This is a genomic window from Halococcus dombrowskii, assembly GCF_022870485.1.
In the GTDB taxonomy this organism is placed as follows: domain Archaea; phylum Halobacteriota; class Halobacteria; order Halobacteriales; family Halococcaceae; genus Halococcus; species Halococcus morrhuae.
In genome coordinates, this window is sequence record NZ_CP095010.1 from 39,261 (window position 1) to 56,956 (window position 17,696).

The 17,696-nt window shown below is 58.4% G+C and carries 19 protein-coding genes and 1 pseudogene; 12 read left to right on the top strand and 8 right to left on the bottom strand.

All coding sequences use genetic code 11. The features are described 5' to 3' along the window. Positions 1-54: 54 nt before the first annotated feature. On the bottom strand, positions 55-1,032 hold the full coding sequence (locus tag MUK72_RS20050) for an IS1595 family transposase (protein WP_244707255.1): 978 nt from the start codon (positions 1,030-1,032) through the stop codon (positions 55-57). A gap of 157 nt (positions 1,033-1,189) precedes the next feature. Between MUK72_RS20050 and MUK72_RS20055 the strand changes: the two genes are divergently transcribed. The 6 genes and pseudogenes from MUK72_RS20055 to MUK72_RS20080 all read left to right on the top strand — a co-directional run bounded on the left by MUK72_RS20055 (position 1,190) and on the right by MUK72_RS20080 (position 6,320). Beyond that, the gene (locus MUK72_RS20055) at positions 1,190-2,125 is read left to right on the top strand and encodes a ZIP family metal transporter (protein WP_244706106.1); all 936 of its coding nucleotides are present in this window, start codon (positions 1,190-1,192) and stop codon (positions 2,123-2,125) included. Positions 2,126-2,479: 354 nt separating this feature from the next. After that, entirely contained in the window at positions 2,480-3,373 is an 894-nt protein-coding gene (locus MUK72_RS20060) for a universal stress protein (protein ID WP_244706108.1), read from the top strand. Then, on the top strand, positions 3,370-3,657 hold the full coding sequence (locus tag MUK72_RS20065) for a pyridoxamine 5'-phosphate oxidase family protein (protein WP_244706110.1): 288 nt from the start codon (positions 3,370-3,372) through the stop codon (positions 3,655-3,657). The genes MUK72_RS20060 and MUK72_RS20065 overlap by 4 nt, the downstream gene beginning before the upstream one ends. A 48-nt stretch (positions 3,658-3,705) precedes the next feature. Beyond that, on the top strand, positions 3,706-4,674 hold the full coding sequence (locus MUK72_RS20070) for an IS1595 family transposase (protein ID WP_244706112.1): 969 nt from the start codon (positions 3,706-3,708) through the stop codon (positions 4,672-4,674). A gap of 241 nt (positions 4,675-4,915) precedes the next feature. Beyond that, on the top strand, positions 4,916-5,986 hold the full coding sequence (locus tag MUK72_RS20075) for an Mrp/NBP35 family ATP-binding protein (protein WP_425311107.1): 1,071 nt from the start codon (positions 4,916-4,918) through the stop codon (positions 5,984-5,986). Next, positions 5,983-6,320, top strand: a pseudogene (locus MUK72_RS20080) (carboxymuconolactone decarboxylase family protein). Before MUK72_RS20075 ends, MUK72_RS20080 begins: the two are co-directional and overlap by 4 nt. Positions 6,321-6,450: 130 nt before the next feature. Here the strand turns inward: MUK72_RS20080 and MUK72_RS20085 are convergent. Then, complete coding sequence (locus tag MUK72_RS20085; RefSeq protein WP_244707258.1) at positions 6,451-7,587, bottom strand: tyrosine-type recombinase/integrase; 1,137 nt, start codon at positions 7,585-7,587, stop codon at positions 6,451-6,453. Between the two features lie 298 nt (positions 7,588-7,885). On the opposite strand from MUK72_RS20085, the gene MUK72_RS20090 reads away from it, so the two are divergent. Then, positions 7,886-8,473, top strand: coding sequence for a winged helix-turn-helix domain-containing protein (locus MUK72_RS20090; protein ID WP_244707259.1), 588 nt, complete (start codon positions 7,886-7,888; stop codon positions 8,471-8,473). 27 nt (positions 8,474-8,500) lie between these two features. Here MUK72_RS20090 and MUK72_RS20095 read toward each other — a convergent pair whose 3' ends face one another. From MUK72_RS20095 to MUK72_RS20105, 3 genes are all read right to left on the bottom strand, one after another. Next, the gene (locus MUK72_RS20095) at positions 8,501-9,187 is read right to left on the bottom strand and encodes a Dph6-related ATP pyrophosphatase (protein WP_244707261.1); all 687 of its coding nucleotides are present in this window, start codon (positions 9,185-9,187) and stop codon (positions 8,501-8,503) included. 383 nt (positions 9,188-9,570) lie between these two features. Next, positions 9,571-9,966, bottom strand: coding sequence for a PIN domain-containing protein (locus tag MUK72_RS20100; protein WP_244707263.1), 396 nt, complete (start codon positions 9,964-9,966; stop codon positions 9,571-9,573). Continuing rightward, the gene (locus tag MUK72_RS20105; protein WP_244707265.1) at positions 9,956-10,204 is read right to left on the bottom strand and encodes a hypothetical protein; all 249 of its coding nucleotides are present in this window, start codon (positions 10,202-10,204) and stop codon (positions 9,956-9,958) included. The genes MUK72_RS20100 and MUK72_RS20105 overlap by 11 nt, the downstream gene beginning before the upstream one ends. Positions 10,205-10,332: 128 nt before the next feature. Here MUK72_RS20105 and MUK72_RS20110 point away from each other — a divergent pair, with 128 nt between their 5' ends. The 4 genes from MUK72_RS20110 (at position 10,333) to MUK72_RS20125 (ending at position 14,861) form a co-directional block, all read left to right on the top strand. Continuing rightward, entirely contained in the window at positions 10,333-11,334 is a 1,002-nt protein-coding gene (locus tag MUK72_RS20110; RefSeq protein WP_244707267.1) for a HEAT repeat domain-containing protein, read from the top strand. Positions 11,335-11,398: 64 nt separating this feature from the next. After that, complete coding sequence (locus MUK72_RS20115) at positions 11,399-12,592, top strand: ABC transporter substrate-binding protein (protein ID WP_244707269.1); 1,194 nt, start codon at positions 11,399-11,401, stop codon at positions 12,590-12,592. Positions 12,593-12,594: 2 nt separating this feature from the next. Then, a complete protein-coding gene (locus MUK72_RS20120; RefSeq protein WP_244707271.1) occupies positions 12,595-13,893 on the top strand; it encodes an ABC transporter substrate-binding protein in 1,299 nt (432 codons plus the stop codon). A gap of 2 nt (positions 13,894-13,895) precedes the next feature. Continuing rightward, the gene (locus MUK72_RS20125) at positions 13,896-14,861 is read left to right on the top strand and encodes an NAD(P)/FAD-dependent oxidoreductase (RefSeq protein WP_244707273.1); all 966 of its coding nucleotides are present in this window, start codon (positions 13,896-13,898) and stop codon (positions 14,859-14,861) included. A gap of 422 nt (positions 14,862-15,283) precedes the next feature. On the opposite strand, the gene MUK72_RS20130 is transcribed toward MUK72_RS20125, so the two are convergent. Together MUK72_RS20130 and MUK72_RS20135 are read right to left on the bottom strand one after the other, a co-directional pair. Then, complete coding sequence (locus MUK72_RS20130) at positions 15,284-15,574, bottom strand: hypothetical protein (RefSeq protein ID WP_244707275.1); 291 nt, start codon at positions 15,572-15,574, stop codon at positions 15,284-15,286. Between the two features lie 149 nt (positions 15,575-15,723). After that, the gene (locus tag MUK72_RS20135) at positions 15,724-15,972 is read right to left on the bottom strand and encodes a winged helix-turn-helix domain-containing protein (protein WP_244707277.1); all 249 of its coding nucleotides are present in this window, start codon (positions 15,970-15,972) and stop codon (positions 15,724-15,726) included. A 651-nt stretch (positions 15,973-16,623) separates the two neighbouring features. Between MUK72_RS20135 and MUK72_RS20140 the strand changes: the two genes are divergently transcribed. Continuing rightward, the gene (locus tag MUK72_RS20140; RefSeq protein WP_244707278.1) at positions 16,624-17,121 is read left to right on the top strand and encodes a hypothetical protein; all 498 of its coding nucleotides are present in this window, start codon (positions 16,624-16,626) and stop codon (positions 17,119-17,121) included. Between the two features lie 101 nt (positions 17,122-17,222). On the opposite strand, the gene MUK72_RS20145 is transcribed toward MUK72_RS20140, so the two are convergent. Beyond that, positions 17,223-17,516 carry a hypothetical protein gene (locus MUK72_RS20145; protein WP_244707280.1) on the bottom strand — a complete coding sequence of 98 codons (294 nt, stop codon included), beginning with the start codon at positions 17,514-17,516 and terminating at the stop codon, positions 17,223-17,225. Between the last annotated feature and the right edge of the window lie 180 nt (positions 17,517-17,696).

A 17,696-nucleotide genomic window follows, 5' to 3' on the forward strand; every position in this document is an offset into this window, starting at 1 on the left:
CTAGATCAGGTAGATACTATGGTTGATTTTCTTCACTTGACGCTCTTGCCGAATCTAGTGAAACACGTTGAGGGCGAAGCAGTCAACGAGGCCGTGTAGCGGTGCTCCGACGAGATTCAACGTCCGTACGAACCCGTAGGTTCGGACGGACTGCTCCAATCCTGGTTTGGAGAGGCCGCGGAACTTCTCCAGCCACGGTTGGATCAGTGACCAGAGGCATTCGACTTGATTTGTGTGGACGCCTTCGTCTGAGACGTACTTATCGTCGTGAACAACGGTTCGATGCTCGTGGTTCATCTGCTGATACGCGGGAAGTTCGTCGGTCCAGATCTCTCCCAGCGGCTGGGAGAGATCGCCTGCTTCCTCGATCACTGGCTCGAGATTCTCGTCGTATTTTGATCCTTCTTCGGCTGAGATCACCCGAAGCACGTCGCGGCTCGCCGCGACGAGCGTGAGTTTGTCGCCCGGTGCTCCCTCCCAGCGTGATCGGCCCGGTTCCCCAGAACCGCCGCGGGAGAGACCGTCCCGCGGCGGCGATTGACCTTTGTAGCCCGAACACTTCGAGCCGGTTTCATCGATCTGTGTTGGTCCCTGAACGGTGTGCTGGATGCGCTCCCAGACGAGGGGAAAGCCGCGTTCGAACGCGGCTTCCCCATCGCGGAGTTGCGTATGGATCGTGTCGTAGCAGGAATCGAATAGTTGGGCGATCTGGTTGATGCTGAGCAAGGTATCAGCGTAGAGAATGAAGATGAGAAGGAGTTCACCGGGTGTAAGACCGGTGTTTGCGAACGGCGTGTTTCGGGTGTATGTGAAGCTATAGCGGCAGTTGCGACACCAGACTCGGGGACTGCCGTCCCGAGTCTGGAGAGCTGTTTCCCCACACTCGGGACAGGGAGCCTGCTCCCACGCACGCTTGCAGCGCCGCTCGACAATGGCGTCGAGTGGCTCAGGGCGGAACATTATTGCTTGGCGCTCAACAACTTCTCGGAGCATCCCGCCGAAAGCTGTCCGTTGGAGCACATCCACTAGCATACGGCGGGATGCTGTAGTTCCTACGCGACTGTTTCACCAGACTCGGCAAGAGCGAAAATGGTTTATTTGCTGCCAAGAGTTATTCGGGTATAGTGCGTAGTCGACGAGAGATGGTCACGAAACTGGAGCGGATCGCGGATTGCCCAAGTGGATATCCATGACCGAGCCGGGAGCAGTGGCGTTCGTGTTTGTTGCCGGACTAGTCACGGCACTTGCGACGGGATTGGGTGCGATACCGTTCTTTCTGTTCGACGACATCAGCGACCGATGGAACGTCGCGTTGTGGGGTCTTGCCTCGGGCATCATGCTCGCAGCGTCCGGATTCGGCCTCTTGGGCGAGGGGCTCGCAGTTTCGACGGGGATCCCAATACTGCTCATACTCGGGAGCATCGCTGGCGTCATCCTCGTGATAATCGCCGACGCTGTGCTCGACAGGATCGATCTGAGCGACCAACCGACTTCCTCGGAGATTGGTGGCTCCACCGCGGACGAGGACGCCAACGCCCCTCGATCCGATGGCGGACCCTCGGATACCGGGCAAGCAGACACTACTGTGCCAGTAGAAGATGCCCCATTGGCCACTCACGTAGTCGCTGAAGGCGACCTGCGAAAACTGGTGTTGATACTCGGTATTTTGACAGTGCACTCGTTTCCCGAGGGAGTGGCTATCGGGGTTTCGTTTGCCGATGTTGGTCTGGAGGGCGGTGTCACGATGTTCGGTCTCGTCGTGCCCGTGCTGGCAGTATTCATGACGATCGCGATTTCGATCCACAACATTCCCGAGGGAATCGCTATCTCGATCCCGCTCCGATCGATGGAGGTGAGTGAGTGGCGTATGGTTGGCGCAGCAGTGTTCTCGTCGTTGCCCCAGCCGATCGGTGCGGTGATCGCGTTCGCATTTGTTTCGTGGGCACGAGGATTCTTGCCGTTCGGATTCGGGTTCGCTGCTGGAGCGATGATCTACCTCGTCATTACTGAGTTTATCCCCGAGGCGCTACAGATCGGTACCGGACTGGACGGTGGTGGCCATCGAGAACTGGTTGCTGGCGTTGCTGGTGGCATCACGTTGATGCTGCCGTTGATGGCGATCTAAGTCGTTGTCCGCCGGTACACGGCTCGTATGCGTCCGTTGTGAACTCTATTGCGTCCTCGACGATCTCCCGCAGCGACGCCCTCATCGAATGGAGACACACCCTCAACCCCTGACGGGTATTGGGTGTGCCCATCCCGACTCAACACAACCCACGTTCAACGTCTCTCTGAGTAGGTCCGTGAGTTTCATAGATAGTGCTCGCTACGACCTGCCCGTTCCTCAAGCCAGCTCAAATAGATACTGCCGAAGTGACTCAGACACTACGAGTGTATCGAATGTAAATACACAGGCCAATTCTCCACGGTTTAGAACTGTCAGATAGATTTATATACTGCCGAACTGTTCCGACGAACGATGTACGAGACGATCCTCGTTCCGACCGACGGCAGTAAGCACGCGATTCGAGCCGCCGAACACGCCCACTATCTCATGCAGGCGTTCGACGCAACGGTTCATCTCGTCAGTGCTGCCGACATACAGACGGCGGGTGGGATGTTCAACGCCGGCGGGGTCGATCGACAGTTCGTCGAACGCATTGAAGCCGAATACGAAGACGCCATCGCGACAACCGAGGAGACCTTCGAGGGCGACGCGATAGAGACGTCAGTACTCAGAGGGAAACCTGCTGATGCGATACTCGAATACGCTACCGAACACGATATCGATCTCGTCTCGATGGGGACGCACGGTCGAACCGGGGTGAGTCGATACGTGGCGGGTAGTGTGACCGAGCGCGTCGTTCGTCAGGCTTCGTGTCCAGTGCTGACGGCCAAGGCAATCGAGCGGAGCGAACTCAGCGGGGACTACGAAGACGTACTGATTCCGACCGACGGCAGCGAGGCCGCAAGCATGGCCATCGATCACGGCATCGAGATCGCAAGACGGGCCGGCGCTCGCGTTCATGCAGTCAACATCGTCGATGCCGGCTCGGTAACACTCACACCCGGCTACTCCGCGCCACCGGAGTTGGCCGAGCGTTTCGAAGCCGAAGGCGAGCGCGCGACCGAGGAGATCGCTACGCGCGCGGCGGATGTCGATCTCGATGCAACGACAAGCGTCTACGAGGGGCTTCCGGCACGCGATTTACTTGACTACGCTGATGAGAACGGGATCGATCTCATCACGATGGGGACGACTGGCCGAACCGGTCTCAACCGCTACCTCCTCGGGAGCACGGCCGAACGAGTCATCAGACACGCCGACATGCCGGTGTTGGCGGTCAACGCGCGGAAGGACGTGCGCCAATGACGACCGATGAACTGAGTGAACACGGCATGGTACAGATGGACGAAGAGTCGATCCGCGGGTTTCTGTTGAGCCAGAGTGTGGGCGTGTTGGGACTTCCGACGGACGGTGCACCCGCGCTGCGTCCGATGTCGTTTTGGTTCGACGATAATTCGCGGCTCTACTTTTTCTATCTCACCGGTTCCAGTAGCCGGAAAGTCGAGTTGACCGATCAAGCGACAGTCGCTCGATTTCTCGTCTATCGCGCGGAGACGACGTTCAACTGGCGTCGCTCTTGTGTAGCGTAGCGGAACCGAGTCACGGAGATTACGGCATCCCGCCGACAGCAGTCGTACATGACCAATGAACGCGCTGCTCTCGGCGGAATGCTTGAGCAACTCGTTGACCTCGGAGCAATAGAGTTTCGGTCGGAGCCGCTCGACGCCATCGTCGAGCGGCGACTCAAAGCCATCTGGACCACCCGTATCTGCCCGAACTGTGACGCCGACGCCCTCCACGCTCTCGATAGTTCGGCCCGTATCTGGTGTGGCCGCTGTGACTGGAAAACCACCTACACCCGCGGCACACCCTTCTATGACTCGGAACTCGCCCCCGGCGAGTTCCTCGTCGCCTTCGTCCTTTACGCTGATTCCCTCCTCAGCATCAACCAAATCGCACCGCTGCTTGACCGCGCCTACAAAACCGTCTTCGAGGCAATTAGCGACGTGGAAACCGCGTTCGCTCGCGGTTTCCCGACTGTTTGGGAACGCATCGAGCACACGATTGCTGGGCCGACACAGGTGGACGAAACGCAGCGGGTGTGCTCGGGGTTCAAAGGCCAGAACCCACCGCGGGACGGACTGTCCCGCGGCGGGTCCCCCGGACCCGGACGGGCGCGATGGACAGGAGAGCAGGGCGATGAGATGACGCTCGTCGCGGCCTGCCGCGACGTGCTCCAGGTGATCTCAGCCGAAGAGGGGTCGAAATACGACGAGAACCTCGGGCCAGTGATTGAGGAAGCAGGCGATCTCTCCCAGCCGCTGGGAGAGATCTGGACCGACGAGCTTCCCGCGTATCAGCAAATGGAATACGAGCATCGAACCGTTGTCCACGACGATGAATACGTCTCGGACGACGGTGTCCACACGAATCAGGTCGAGTGCCTCTGGTCGTTAGTGCAGCCGTGGCTGGCGAAATTCCGCGGCCTGTCCAAGCAGGGCTTGGAGCAGGCCGCTCGCACCTTCGGGCTTCTTCGCTCCCTGAATCTTGTTCAAGCACCCATCCACAGCCTTGTCGATTGCGTCGCCGTCAACGTATTCCGCTAATCTACACAAGAGCGGGCTCGATAGCTTCCACGATCGTCTTCGGAGCGTGGATGGCGAGAGCGTGTTCGCCCGGATCGCGGGCATTGCTCGAACGTTCGCCGCGTGGGATGCACGGGCGAATGTCGCTACCGAAACGAGCGGCCCATCTGATGACCAATGAACCGTTCAATGACGTATCACGACCGCCCGCGGCGGGCGCGCACTGACTCCGATCACACATAAATCCGCTATGACAGACACCATCGATTCCAACGACCTGCGCGACAGACTCCGTAGCATCGACGACCCGGACCTCGACGGCGATATCGTGACGACCGGTATCGTCCGAGAGGTAGCGATCGTCGATACCACTGCCCATATCGACCTCTCACTCGGTGCGGTCCATTCGCCGACCGAGCAGCGCATTGCCGACGAGGTCCGCCGCGTTGTTGGCGAGGCCAATCTTGATGCGAGCTTGACGGCGACGCCTGAGCGGAAGGCTGGTGCTACCGATGTGCTTCCGGGTGTCGATGTCGTTATTGCCGTCGCCTCTGGGAAGGGTGGCGTCGGCAAATCGACGGTCGCTGCAAACCTCGCAGCAGGTCTCTCCGATCGCGGTGCCAAAGTGGGGCTGTTCGACGCCGACGTTTACGGGCCGAACGCCCCACGGATGCTCGGCATCGACAGCACTCCCGAAGTGGAACAGCGAGACGGCGAGGACCGTATTATCCCGCCCGAAAACCACGGCGTGAAACTGACTAGTGTAGGCTCACTCGTCGGTGAGAACGAACCGGTCATCTGGCGCGGTGCGATGGCCCATGGTACGCTGACCGATCTGTTCGACGACGTCGCGTGGGACGGTCTCGACTACCTCATTCTGGACCTACCGCCGGGCACCGGTGATATCCAGATGACTGTCCTCCAGAATCTTCCCGTGACGGGTGCACTTGTCGTCACCACGCCCCAATCAGTGGCGACAGACGATACCGGCCGGAGCATGCGTGCATTCGGGAAGTTCGATACCCCTGTGTTGGGAGTCGTCGAAAACATGCGAACGTTCGTCTGTCCTGACTGCGGGAGCGCTCACGATGTCTTCGGGGCCGGCGGCGGTGAGGCACTCGCTGAGGAGACCGAACTGCCGTATCTCGGTGCACTCCCACTCGACCCGCAGGTTCGCGTTGACGGTGATGACGGTAAACCCATTGTGCTTGGCGAGGGTGAGACTGCTGCGACGTTTCGAGACCTCGTCGGTCGGGTTGCTGACAACGTCGGACTGCTCCGCCGACACCGTCGGATGAAGAACGTGATGCAGCCCGACGAGGTAAGCGCATGAACGATACTATCGACAGTACGGGGGAGTTGCCCTCGACGGCTGGGGATCTCGCCGACCGTCATCCCGACGTGGGGGAGCATATGCTGATCTCGGGAAAGCCTGTTCGGCGGCCGGTCCCATCGACGACGAGACGAAGCGACTCGTGAAACTCGCGCTTGCCGTTGGTGCGCAATCGGAAGGAGCTGTCCACTCGCACATACGAAGGGCGCGTGAAGAGGACATCTCGTCCGAGAAATTACAGCACACCGCCGTACTCGCCATTACAACCCTTGGCTATCCGCAAGCGATGGCGGCGATGACATGGATCACTGACCTGCTTGAAGAGGAGCGGTAGACCCCCAAGCGTGTGTTCGAATTGGTGTTTCTGGGAATCGGGTTCGACCGGCACCAATATTCGAGATACTCTTCGATAGACCGTGAATTTACGCTTTTCCGCCGGATTGGCCATGTGCAAAACGCCTACTTCAGGAATCTGTCTGCTGATCGGCTTCTTCGAAGGCGCTGGTCATCTGATCAGCGAGTTCGCCAGCTTCGATGTGCGAGTAATGCTCACGAACCACTTCCTCGGAGTTATCGAGCGCACGAGCGGCGGCCGCATGTCCTGACGTACGCACAAGGACTTCACCAGCACCACGTCGGGCACCGTGAGGCATCAGATATTCCTCGCCGTCATCGAGTTCGATTCCCGCCTCTTCACAGAGACGTTTGAGGACGTGCCGACCAGCGTCGGTCGTTATCGACGGTGGTTCGATGTCGTACTCGACGCAAACCTCAATCAGCGAGCGATCGGCGCGCATCTCTTCGATTTCCATACCAGTGTATCCACGTCGATCTAGTGTATCCATCACCCGTTGAGAGAGCGTCGGACGATGAAACGAGGGAAACACTGGCCAGCTCTCGCTCGGTGCATCCAGCACCTTCTGGTACATTTGTAGTGGATGGAGTACTGGCTCGGGAAGACCTCGATCGTCGAGGCGCTGCTTTTTCGCGAAGACCGTCGCATAGCGATCCCCGAGATGGACGTCTTCCCACCGAAGCCCCTGCCGACGCTCATCACTCCGATCACGAAGAATCTCCGCCCCACGCACGCCAGAATACGAGAGGATATAGACCAATGCCCGGTCGCGGCAGGCTTTGATCGCTGCTTCTCGGTCCTCACCGACGTCGTCGATCGCAGCGCTGGCCTGCTCGTCGACGAAGGAGGTGAGTTGCTGGCGATCTTCGGCGGACCATGCTTGCTGGTCGCCGCTCTTGTGACCGCCGTCGTCGGGAATGGGTTCGGTTGCGTTGCGCCGCTGGGCGACGTTCTCGGCGAGGTGGCCTTCACGAACGGCCCAGCCGCAGAACGCCGAGATATACGCGTAGTAGGTGCGCACTGTACCTGCAGTCCAGCCTTGACGAGTAAGGTGACGTGCGTATTCGCGGAGGTGACCGGAGTCCAACTCGTCGAACGTCGTCGGACTGTCTTCGTGCTCGACGAGGAATTCGACGAACCGATCGAGCTCTCGGCCCGCGTCTTGGCGGTAATTGCCACTCTCGCCACCCTGGCCTTTGCCCTTGTCCGTCAGGAAGTCCTCGGTGACCGCATCGATCCGTACCACGCTACGCGCCTCCGTTGCGTTCGCTGGCTCGAGCACTGTTCTCTGGGCGAGTAACCGTGGTTCTGGGTCGTGACATCTGGTACGCTGTGGGGGAGGGCAGGGCTTCGGATAAAACTACTCGTCCTTATTGGACTAAGCACGAGTAAACGGCAAAACCGCTAATTCCGCCGATTACAGCTACGTCAGCCTGTCCAGAGTCAATATTACTGACTATACACCATATGCTGGTTCATAGAATCTCAGCCGACCGACAGGCTTATTCCAGATTGTGTATAATCTGTAAACACGCGTTTCAACTATGTCACGGACAGCTTCACGGCAGGAAGGAGAAATCATTCGCGATTTCCTCTCTATCGCTGATCTCCTCGAACAGCCCCAACTCGCTCGTGTCTATGATTTCTTCTATCGGGAGGGTGAAGCAACTGCCAGCGAACTCATCGACGAACTGGATCTCGCACAGGGAACCGCCTACAACTACGTCAATCGGCTCACCGATGCTGGTGTTCTCACTCCTACGGCAGACGGTCAGCCACAGCGGTACGCAGCCAACGAAATCGAACTCACCCTGACCACCAACGACGATCGTGAGTACACCATCTCGCCCGCCCTGATCGCCGCAGTCGCGCGTCGACCAATCGACGACACCATCGACTCGTATATCGATCGCCACGGCGTGCACGGACTCGCAACTGCGCTTTCCCACACTATCGCTCGTGAGCAGGGCGAAACTACCCATCGTCTCGTCGCCGACGATCTCGGTATCCCCGAGCTCAAAGCCGAACTGATTCTCCAGGCGCTTCGACCGGTCGTTCACGAGCACTTCTCGCTCGATGACTCTGGTGCGTCGCTGGCAGACGTCGTTGATGACGAAAACCTCGACGTGTGAGCGCGCTCTATGACACGCTACGGGAAGCTACTCGCCAAGTTCAGCATCTGCAATCAATGTGCTATCGCGAGTCGTGCAACCAGTGATGTGTAGGGGAATCCGGGTCTCGAACAGCGGGCCATCAACCGTGAGAGTGTGATATTCACCGAACTCACCAATCGGATGGAGATCGTGCGAGAGCAGGTAATCGAGGAATTCCTCATCAAGCGACGCTCCGAGCCACTGATCCGCAACGCGCTCAGTATCAATTTTCACTATACGGGCCTCAAACCCGCATTTGATGAAGTTTCGATAGAGTTCAACAGGATCCTCGTCCCAGAGAGGATAGACCGATGTTAGGTCAAGATCATCGCATAGGTTATCGACCCAGCCACGCTGATCCTTACCTTCGACGTTTCCGAAAATGCCGTAGTCGGAATCGAGGGTCGAAAGCGTCTCTCGATACGTCTCCTCATAAGTGTTCCACGTCACTCGTCGTTGGACGAGAGGAATGCCGACTTCTTGGGCCTGTGCAGATAGTATCTCATCGACAGCATCAAACTCCGGTCGAGTGTCGTCGCGAACCGCCATGTGGACCAACACATCGACATCGTATTCTTGTATCGCCCGGTAACACGCAAAACAGCTATCCTTGCCGCCAGTCCACGAACAGAATGCTGTTGGAACCGAATCGTGTTCGTGAGTGGTTCTCTTCTCAGCGATACTGTGGCTCACACAATCGTATTCCGCGATGCTACCATATGTGTTCGGTCGCGTGATGCCAGAGGTTCGGAAGGTGAATTTCTACACACCACTGCCATCTCTCGTATCATCGACGGGTGTTGAATACGCTCTCAGCGAAGCAACCACGGTATCCAAGTTCTCGATGTCGTCACGATCGGATCGATACGCTGGTCGCCACCACGCGGCCGTTTGAAGAACAAGCGCATCGTCAGTCAGGGAATGCCCTGCGAGTGCCGACCACGGCTTGAATCGGTGCTGGAGTGGACGTCCGACAGCGAGTCCGGCTTCGGTTACACGAAACGTTCGAGGATTTTCGAGAGGTATCCAATCCTCAGCACTCGTGTGTCCGTCCTGTTCCGGCAGGTCTACATCGATTAGTACGATTCGACATGCAATCCATCGATCGCCTCGAAGTCGCTATCGTCCGTGACGACTGGTTCGCCGTACTTCAGCCCGGTCGCAGCGACAATGGAATCCCCGGGATCGAGGGCCGGTTTCGTATCACTCGCTCGGTGGACTCCCATCAGGGTACCCGCTCGCCGGGCGAGGTTCCCATCGAACGAGACGATTGGTTTGTTGGCGATGAGTTTCTCGTATGCCCGTTGGTTCGACACTGTGTCCGTGCCTGCTCCAACCCCGAAGTAAAGCTCCCAGACGACGATAGACGGGAGACGGAGCACCAGTCCTGTCGATTCGATCTTGTTTGCCTTGGCTTCGGCGCTCGCATCGTTGTTTCGGAGGGCAATGAGAAAGTTCGTATCAAGTATCATCCGGGATCATCGTCTGCTCCAGCTCTCCAGTATATTCGTCGTAAGCCTCTTTCAGTTCCGCTCGCTCAGCTTCATCGTCGATCGATTCAGTTTCGGTTGTGAAATCAAGCAGCGTATACCCGCCGATGAGACGGTCAACCGCCTCTCCCATCGTTTCGTCATCCCGCTTCAGTGCCTTGACTCGGTCATGAACCCGAGCAGGCACCCGGATATGCTTATCTGTTGTCTCTGAACTCATCGTTAACGAGCGTAAACGCCGATGATATATCAACCCTCGGTCGCCATGTCCGCCACCTTTCGAAGTCGGGACAACTGTTTTCCTGCCTCTCGTTGAATATCAGCGCATCGGGAACAACGCGATCTGATATGAGGAGTGATGCAGACTCAGACTCGTCGCTACGAACAGCGCTCGGTGAGGCGCTCGAACAGGAAGACAGCGAGGAGATCACCACACTTGCTGAGACCATTCCATCGGCCGCTGTCGAGACCCGCAAGGCGTGCCTCCGGTCGCTGAAAGCCGCCGTAGCCGACAACGTGACCACAGTAGAGCCAGCGCTCCCGGCATGTGAAGGTCTTCTTGAAGACGACGAACGCTCGGTGCGACTGACGACCGCCAAACTGTTCGTCGCCGTCGCGGAGGCCGACCCGGATGCCATCATTCCAATGGTGCCGGCACTGGCCGACGACGAGGAGTTCTACTACGTGCGCGCCCGTTCGACAGAGGCACTCGGGTACGTTGCGCTCGAACATCCCGACTCCGCAACCACACCCGAGATGCTGGCGGACCTCAGAATCGGGCTGTCGTTCGACGAACCAGAGGTGAAAGAGAAATTGGCGAAGGCGCTCGAACATGTCGCTCTGGGCAATCCCAGCAGGCTCGCCCACAGCGTGTCGACCCTTGCGGAGCACCTCGACGAGGACAACGAACTCGTGCGCTATCACCTCTGTACGGCACTGGTGATTGTCGGCTGTGAGCACCCTAAGAAACTCGATGAGGCAAGCGACGCGCTCGTTGGACGGCTGGCCGACGAGAACACGTACGTCCGAGGGCGGGCTGTCGAGGCGCTCGGCCTGCTTGTACGCTCGAAAGCCGATGTGTCGCTCTCGGAGCCACTCGCAACGCTTGAAGGGGACGACGAACCGTTCGTTTCCAAGCGAGCCCGCTTTACCCGCACTGCCAGTGGCCTCAGCGACGAAAACGAGACGGTCAAGACGGCTGAGAGAATCGGCACTGTCGAGGCGATTCGGAAAACGACCGACGAGGTCGTCGCGGAGATCACGGCACCTGACGGCGAGTGTTCCCACTGTGGACTTGCGCTCCCCGAAGGTGGCCCGCCGATGTGTCCGCGGTGTGGTGCGCCGCACTGACTCGTCCCAATTTTGGCCGGCCGAAAATCGAAATGGCTATGTGGGTTTAGGCGAGCCTAATCCCATGGAACACAAGACACCGACGCGGCGCGAATATATGAAGTACGGCGGCGCGGTCATCGGTGGCGGCCTGCTCGCAGGCTGTACCGGCAGTAGTTCCGGTGACGGAGTGAACAGTTCAAACAACTCAGGCAGCGGAGCGACTAGCTTGAACAGTTCTGGCGGGAACGCGACGACTGGTAGTGAGAACTCGTATTCAGTGACGATGGCCCCGATTGGCGAAGTCGAATTCGAAACCGTCCCAGAAACATGGATCGCGAACAACGGGAGCTGGGCGGACATGGGCATCGCGCTCGGCCAGGAGCCGCCAAAGGGACTCTGGCGACCCAATCGGTATCACACGCATGTTTACGACGATATTCCCAGGGTTGATGTGGACTGGAAAGATCTCGATGAACTGTGGGGGTCAGCACTCAGCAAGGAGCGATTCTACGAGATCGGTGCTGACGTTCACGTCTTTGATCCCGTCTTCGTGTTGAGTCGGTCGAAGTGGAAGCAGGCCGATCTGGACGAAATTCGTGAGAATGTCGGGCCAGTCTTTGGAAACAGCATCTACTCCCAAGCGTTCCAGTGGCATGATCATCGGTACTACACTCTCTACGAGGCGTTCGAGAAGCTCGCGCAAGTTTTCGACGAGGAGCAGCGGTATCGGGCGTTCAAGCAGCTTCATGACGAGTTCATCGGGCGGGTACAAGAACGACTCCCACCGAAGTCCGATCGTCCATCCGTCGCGATCATTATGGTCACCTCAAACAAGCCCGAAGAGTTCTATCCCTACCCGATCAACAAGGGGACGTCGTACAAACAGTGGCGCGACCTCGGTGTCACAAGCGCCCTCAAAGAGGCTGGAATCAAGGATTACTACGTCTCCGGCGGGACGATCGACTACGAGACACTGGTTGAGGCTGATCCAGATATCCTCTTGATGTGGGACGGTCGCGGCCGCTTCGAGCGCATGTCTCGCAAGAAGTTCCGGAACACGCTCGTCTCGTTCATGGAGAGCCACGACGTGGCGAGTCAGTTGACCGCCGTCGAAAACGACGACGTGTACCGTGGTGCCGGCATCTATCAAGGACCGATTATCAACCTCGCGTGGACCGAGCGCGGCGCGTGGCAGCTCTATCCCGACGAGTTCGATCGCGATGAACAGCTGTTCGATCGACAGCACGTCGCGGATATCATCAACGGGGACATCTGAACATGGCGGGAGATCACGGAAACGAGTCCGAGGCATCGACGCGGCGAGACCTACTCAAAATGGGCGGCGGAGCGGTGATCGGGGCGGGATTGCTCGCCGGCTGCACGGGTGAAAGCAGTCCCGGTAAGACGGATAGTTCGAACGTCTCCGGAACTCGGAACGACAGCACGGACGGTGGTGATGGGTCGCCCGCGAACGCGAGCAACGCTGGAGTGTCAAGCGGCGGATCATACACAGCGACGATGGCACCGATGGGTGAACTCACGCTCGACGAACCGCCTTCGACGTGGGTCGGTGGTCTCGGGTTCGCTGCGGACGTACTGACCGCGCTCGGACACGCCGACGGTGCGGTCGGGATGGCCGACCCGCGCTTTTGGTACACCGGATTCTACGACTTCCTCGATGGTGTGACGGCACCTGTACCCGACGAACTCACCCCGTTCACGACCGAAGATCGTGACACAGATCTAGAAGTGCTGTACGAGCTCGACCCGGACCTGCTGGCCGCCGACCCGAACCCACTCATCACGATCTACGGGCTCGAAAAGCGCGAGGCGAAGGAAATTCAAGAGAACATCGCCCCGTGGTTCGGCAACGAGAGCCGACGCAAGCGTGTCGACGGCTGGTCTCATTGGCCGGCCGGCAAGGCCTATCCCTATCTCTCGTTGCCCGAATACATCTCGAAGTACGCCGCCCTGTTCGGGGAGGAAAAACGCAGCGACGCGCTCTTGAAACTGTACGAGCCGTTCATCGAGGACATCCGTTCGCGCGTACCTTCGAAGAGCGAACGTCGGTCACTGGCGCTGGTCAACGGACGATACAACCCTGAAAACCGGGATGGATGGGTGATTTACAACCCGAAATCGAAAGTCGAGAAGACGTGGGGCAAGAAACAGTACCGTGACCTGAACGTCGTCGATGCGTTCGCGGGGGCCTACAAGGGCCAATCTTCCGTCACCGTCGATTACGAAGGGCTGTTGGAGTACGACCCGGACGTGATCGTCTTCAACTTCGGGATCACGTACCGCGATTTCCAGGGGAAGAACCTAATCAAACGACAGCGCGAACTGCTCGAAGACCACCCCATCGGTAGCGAACTGACCGCGGTGAAAAACAGCGACCTCTACGTTGGTGGGACACCGTATCAAGGCCCGATCATCAACATGTTCCAGACGGAGATGACAGCGAAACAACTCTATCCCGATGAATTTGGGGCATATCCCGGCTACGGAAAACTCTCGAAGAGCGAACAGTTATTCGACCGCAAACGACTTGCCGGGATCATCACAGGAGACCGCTGATCATGACCGACGACAGATCCACCGATAACCGAACCGAGATCGAGCGCACGACCGACACGACTGGGACGCCCGACCACGACGTCGTCATCGTCGGCGGAGGGCCGGCGGGCTGTTCGGCAGGCGTCTTCTGTGCCCGCTACGGTCTCGATACGTTGGTATTCGACCGCGGGCGCTCCTCGATTCAGCGCTGTGCTCATCTCGAAAATTATCCCGGCTTCCCCGCCGGAATCGACATCGGGACATTCTATGACCTGTTACACGCCCACGCCGAGGAAGCCGGCTGTGAGGTCGTTCCGGATATGGTCGAATCGGTCGAGCGTGTCGACGAGGGATTCGTCGTCGAGCCACAGGAGGGCGCGAGAGTCACGACGGTACGGGTCCTCGCAGCCACACGCTACGGCGGCGAGTACCTCCGTCCGCTCGATGGTGGGGAGGATGGGGGACTGTTCGAGAGCCACGATCACGACGGAGAGGTACACGAACACTTCGACCGTTCGTACGCCAAACCGGATGGAACGACGCCGATCGATGGTCTCTATGTCGCGTCGCCGTCGGCAGCGGCTGACCGACAGGCCATTGTCGCCGCCGGGCGCGGCGCGCGCGTCGGGTTGACCATCCTCGACGAGATACGTCGCGAGCACGGGCATCCCGAAGGACTCGTCGACCACTACGATTGGGTTCGCAACAAGACCGAACTCACCGGCAAGTGGGCCGACCGCGAGCACTGGCGCGAGTACGCTGATACCCACCGACCCGACGACCACGACATGAACGATGAGCGGTGGGCCACTCTGCGCGAGCGCGAGATCGACCGCCGGTTCGCCCAATACATCGGCCCGGATGAGATCGAGGAACGCGAAACTGCGGGTCAACGAGCGCTTCTCGAACATCTCGACGACGCCCTCATTCTCGAACGTGCTCGTGAGATCACCGCCGAAGGAAACTCACTGGAGGAGCGAGTGATCTGAGCGATGGTAAGTGAAAACCACTACTGGAGCGGAGTCGACTCCACGCGTGAACGCTGGCGGCAGCCCAGAACAGATCACGAGTCGTCGGCATCGGCCTGCCGTCGGCGGGCTTCGTCGTCGTACCCACCAGTTTCTCCCTCACAACGAGCTTGACTCACGCTTCTCGAGGTAGCCTGATAGGCACGATATGAGCCTTCACCGAATAGACTCGTGGGCAGTTCGTGTCCTCGCCACTGTTATATGTCATATGGATGCCGGCACTGTATCATACTTGCGTCCATCAGGTGCTCCAATACGGAATATGACGTCCTGTGCGCAGATCAAGGTAGTTTGTAGAAGAGTAGCGGGGTCCATTGAGGATATCGATGAGCGTAGTACTGAGCCGATTCACCGTTCTGTCACGACGGGCGCGGAAATGCACGCTACGGCATGTCTGGATCACCGGTGACGATCCAGTTGATGACCCGATCAACAGTCTTTGAGCCGCGTTTGTTCCATGCACCGCTTTCTTCGGGTAGCGGTTTTTCCGGATCGCGATCGGTAGCGTCGTCGGGCGTCGAACCGCTGTGCTCCTCGCTGGAGGCCGACTCACCAAGCACGAGGCGGGTAAGGATCCGATCCAACCAGACCGAGCCGGGTTCATCGCCAGTCCCGCCTTCTCCCCGCGGCGGTTTCTCGGGCGTACGATCGACCGTCCGGTCTCCTCTGGCCATATCCATCAACAACATCTCCGGAGACTTAAACGAACGGCGGGGAACCACACTGACGTCAGGTGCGTCGCAAACAATTACATTCCGAGCCCTCACGGAGGCAGCGTGTGGTTCGGGTGAACGAAGGATCTAGCCAGATACACAGATGGTAGTCACACATCACTCGCATCGAAATCGCCCGCCAGATATCCCCTCCCCTCCTCAGTAATCTCGTACATACCTCGTTCGACCTTTGCGACAAGGCCGTGGTCGGCCAGCGTTTGGAGTCGCCGATTTACCGCCTCGCGGCTCAAATCAAGATTGAAACTGATGATTGACGGGGAGAGTACCATGTCCGACGACTCCAGCGCCTCTAACAGCAAGTCATCCATCGGCGTCATCCACTCTCCACGCTTGCGCATACGCGTGATTTGAGGCCAAAACGCCGGATAGTGCTATCGGTAATCCGATAAGTGATCATTAAATAGTAACCAGCAGCTACTAATTAGTGACTAGATTTATGTGAGTCGCACCGAGATTGCCCTCCATCAGAGCATGAACGCATTACATTCCAACTGGAGACCTCACGTCGCAACTGCGACTGTTCGATCCCACCAAGGGCTGAGAACACCTCTTATGACCACGGAGCATGAACTGTGACCAACTCGGCCGACACCAGTCAGTGGCTTGTCGTTGGATGGCCCTTGAACCGGCAAGCACACGTTCGCCGAGACGTCGACGCGGTTCTCTACGAATTCACCGACAGCGTCTATACCCTCACCAAGGTATCGATTCCCGTACAGTTGATTGGGCTCGAACGTGTCGGTGACTGGGAGATCGCTCCCGGCGTGCTCGCACTCAACCAAGCTCCAGACTCACGGCGAACAGAACTTCTCGATTGCCTCCCCGACGACTACGCCGCGGACCGGACATGGATCGACCCGACTGTCCCCTGGATGCGGCTTCGGGTTCATTCTTCGTGGTGTATCGCTTCATTCGTTTCTGAACTCTGTCGCATCCAGCAGGACGCTCTCCACCGGGGCGGGGCACGTGCTACAACTCCTCAACGCACTATGACTGATTGGGAAACTGCCCGCAGAATATATCACCTCATCGCTATTTACTTCGGGATTCCTGCACTGCAGGCTGCGGTGAGCGACTACAATCCTGGTTCGACGGCAGATAACCGGACGCTGCAGGTCGTGTTCGAGACACCAGTCGACTTACCCTCGTTGGTACACATGCAGATCGAACGCGACACAGACGGACTCATCACACTCATGCTCTGGTATCGCTTCGGAACGCAGGAACCCTGGCACCGCTTTTGTGATCACACGGTCGATCAGATCTTCGGATTTCACGGTATCGCTAGCATGCGGGCTGTCATCGCCGAACTCATCGCGTTCGCCAATCAGGGGCTCACCCGCGACGAAATCATCACCTATCTCGGCCGGTTGCACGACGAAGTTAACGATTCGGAGTGGTCTCGGTTTCAACTCGCCGCCACCGACGCGATCGACGAACGCATACAACCAACCCGATCCAAGCTCACGGAAATGATCTCCGAGTGACTGAACCACCCGTCAAGAACTCCTCACAGCACGGGCGACCAGTGTGAGAGTCAGAGCTCACTTTTCTCCGGGGATCGTGATGATCCCCGAGAAAGCTGGTTTCAGTCGGCCTGTTTCGCTGGATCGAGGTCCCTGAGATACTCTTCCAGAGCGCTGGCAGTCTGGAATGCCTGAGTATTCACCGCTTCGACTGGATCTGGCTCGTCCGGCGGATGGACGTACCAGACATTCTGACCGTCTGAATCTCCAGCGAGACGGAGGTCGACACCGTGGATTTGCACCCACGCGCCGTGTTCGTACACCCCTGCCATGAGTTCTCCCAGAACGGCAGCACTCGTCCACTGTGAGTCTTCGTCAGGGTACACGACGGCAAACCCGTCGTCTCGTGAGCTCATGCTCGCCACCTCCCGACAACAGAGTCGGCAGCTGCGCGAGTGCTGGAGCCAGTGCTGTGGCGGTGAGTCGGTTCGTGAGTGCGATCGATACTCTCGTGATACGGGCCGATGGCTTCAAGCCCGCGTGCGTTCGTAGCGTCCATTGGTCTTCCATCCAGAGAAGACCGGTCCGGGTGTTCC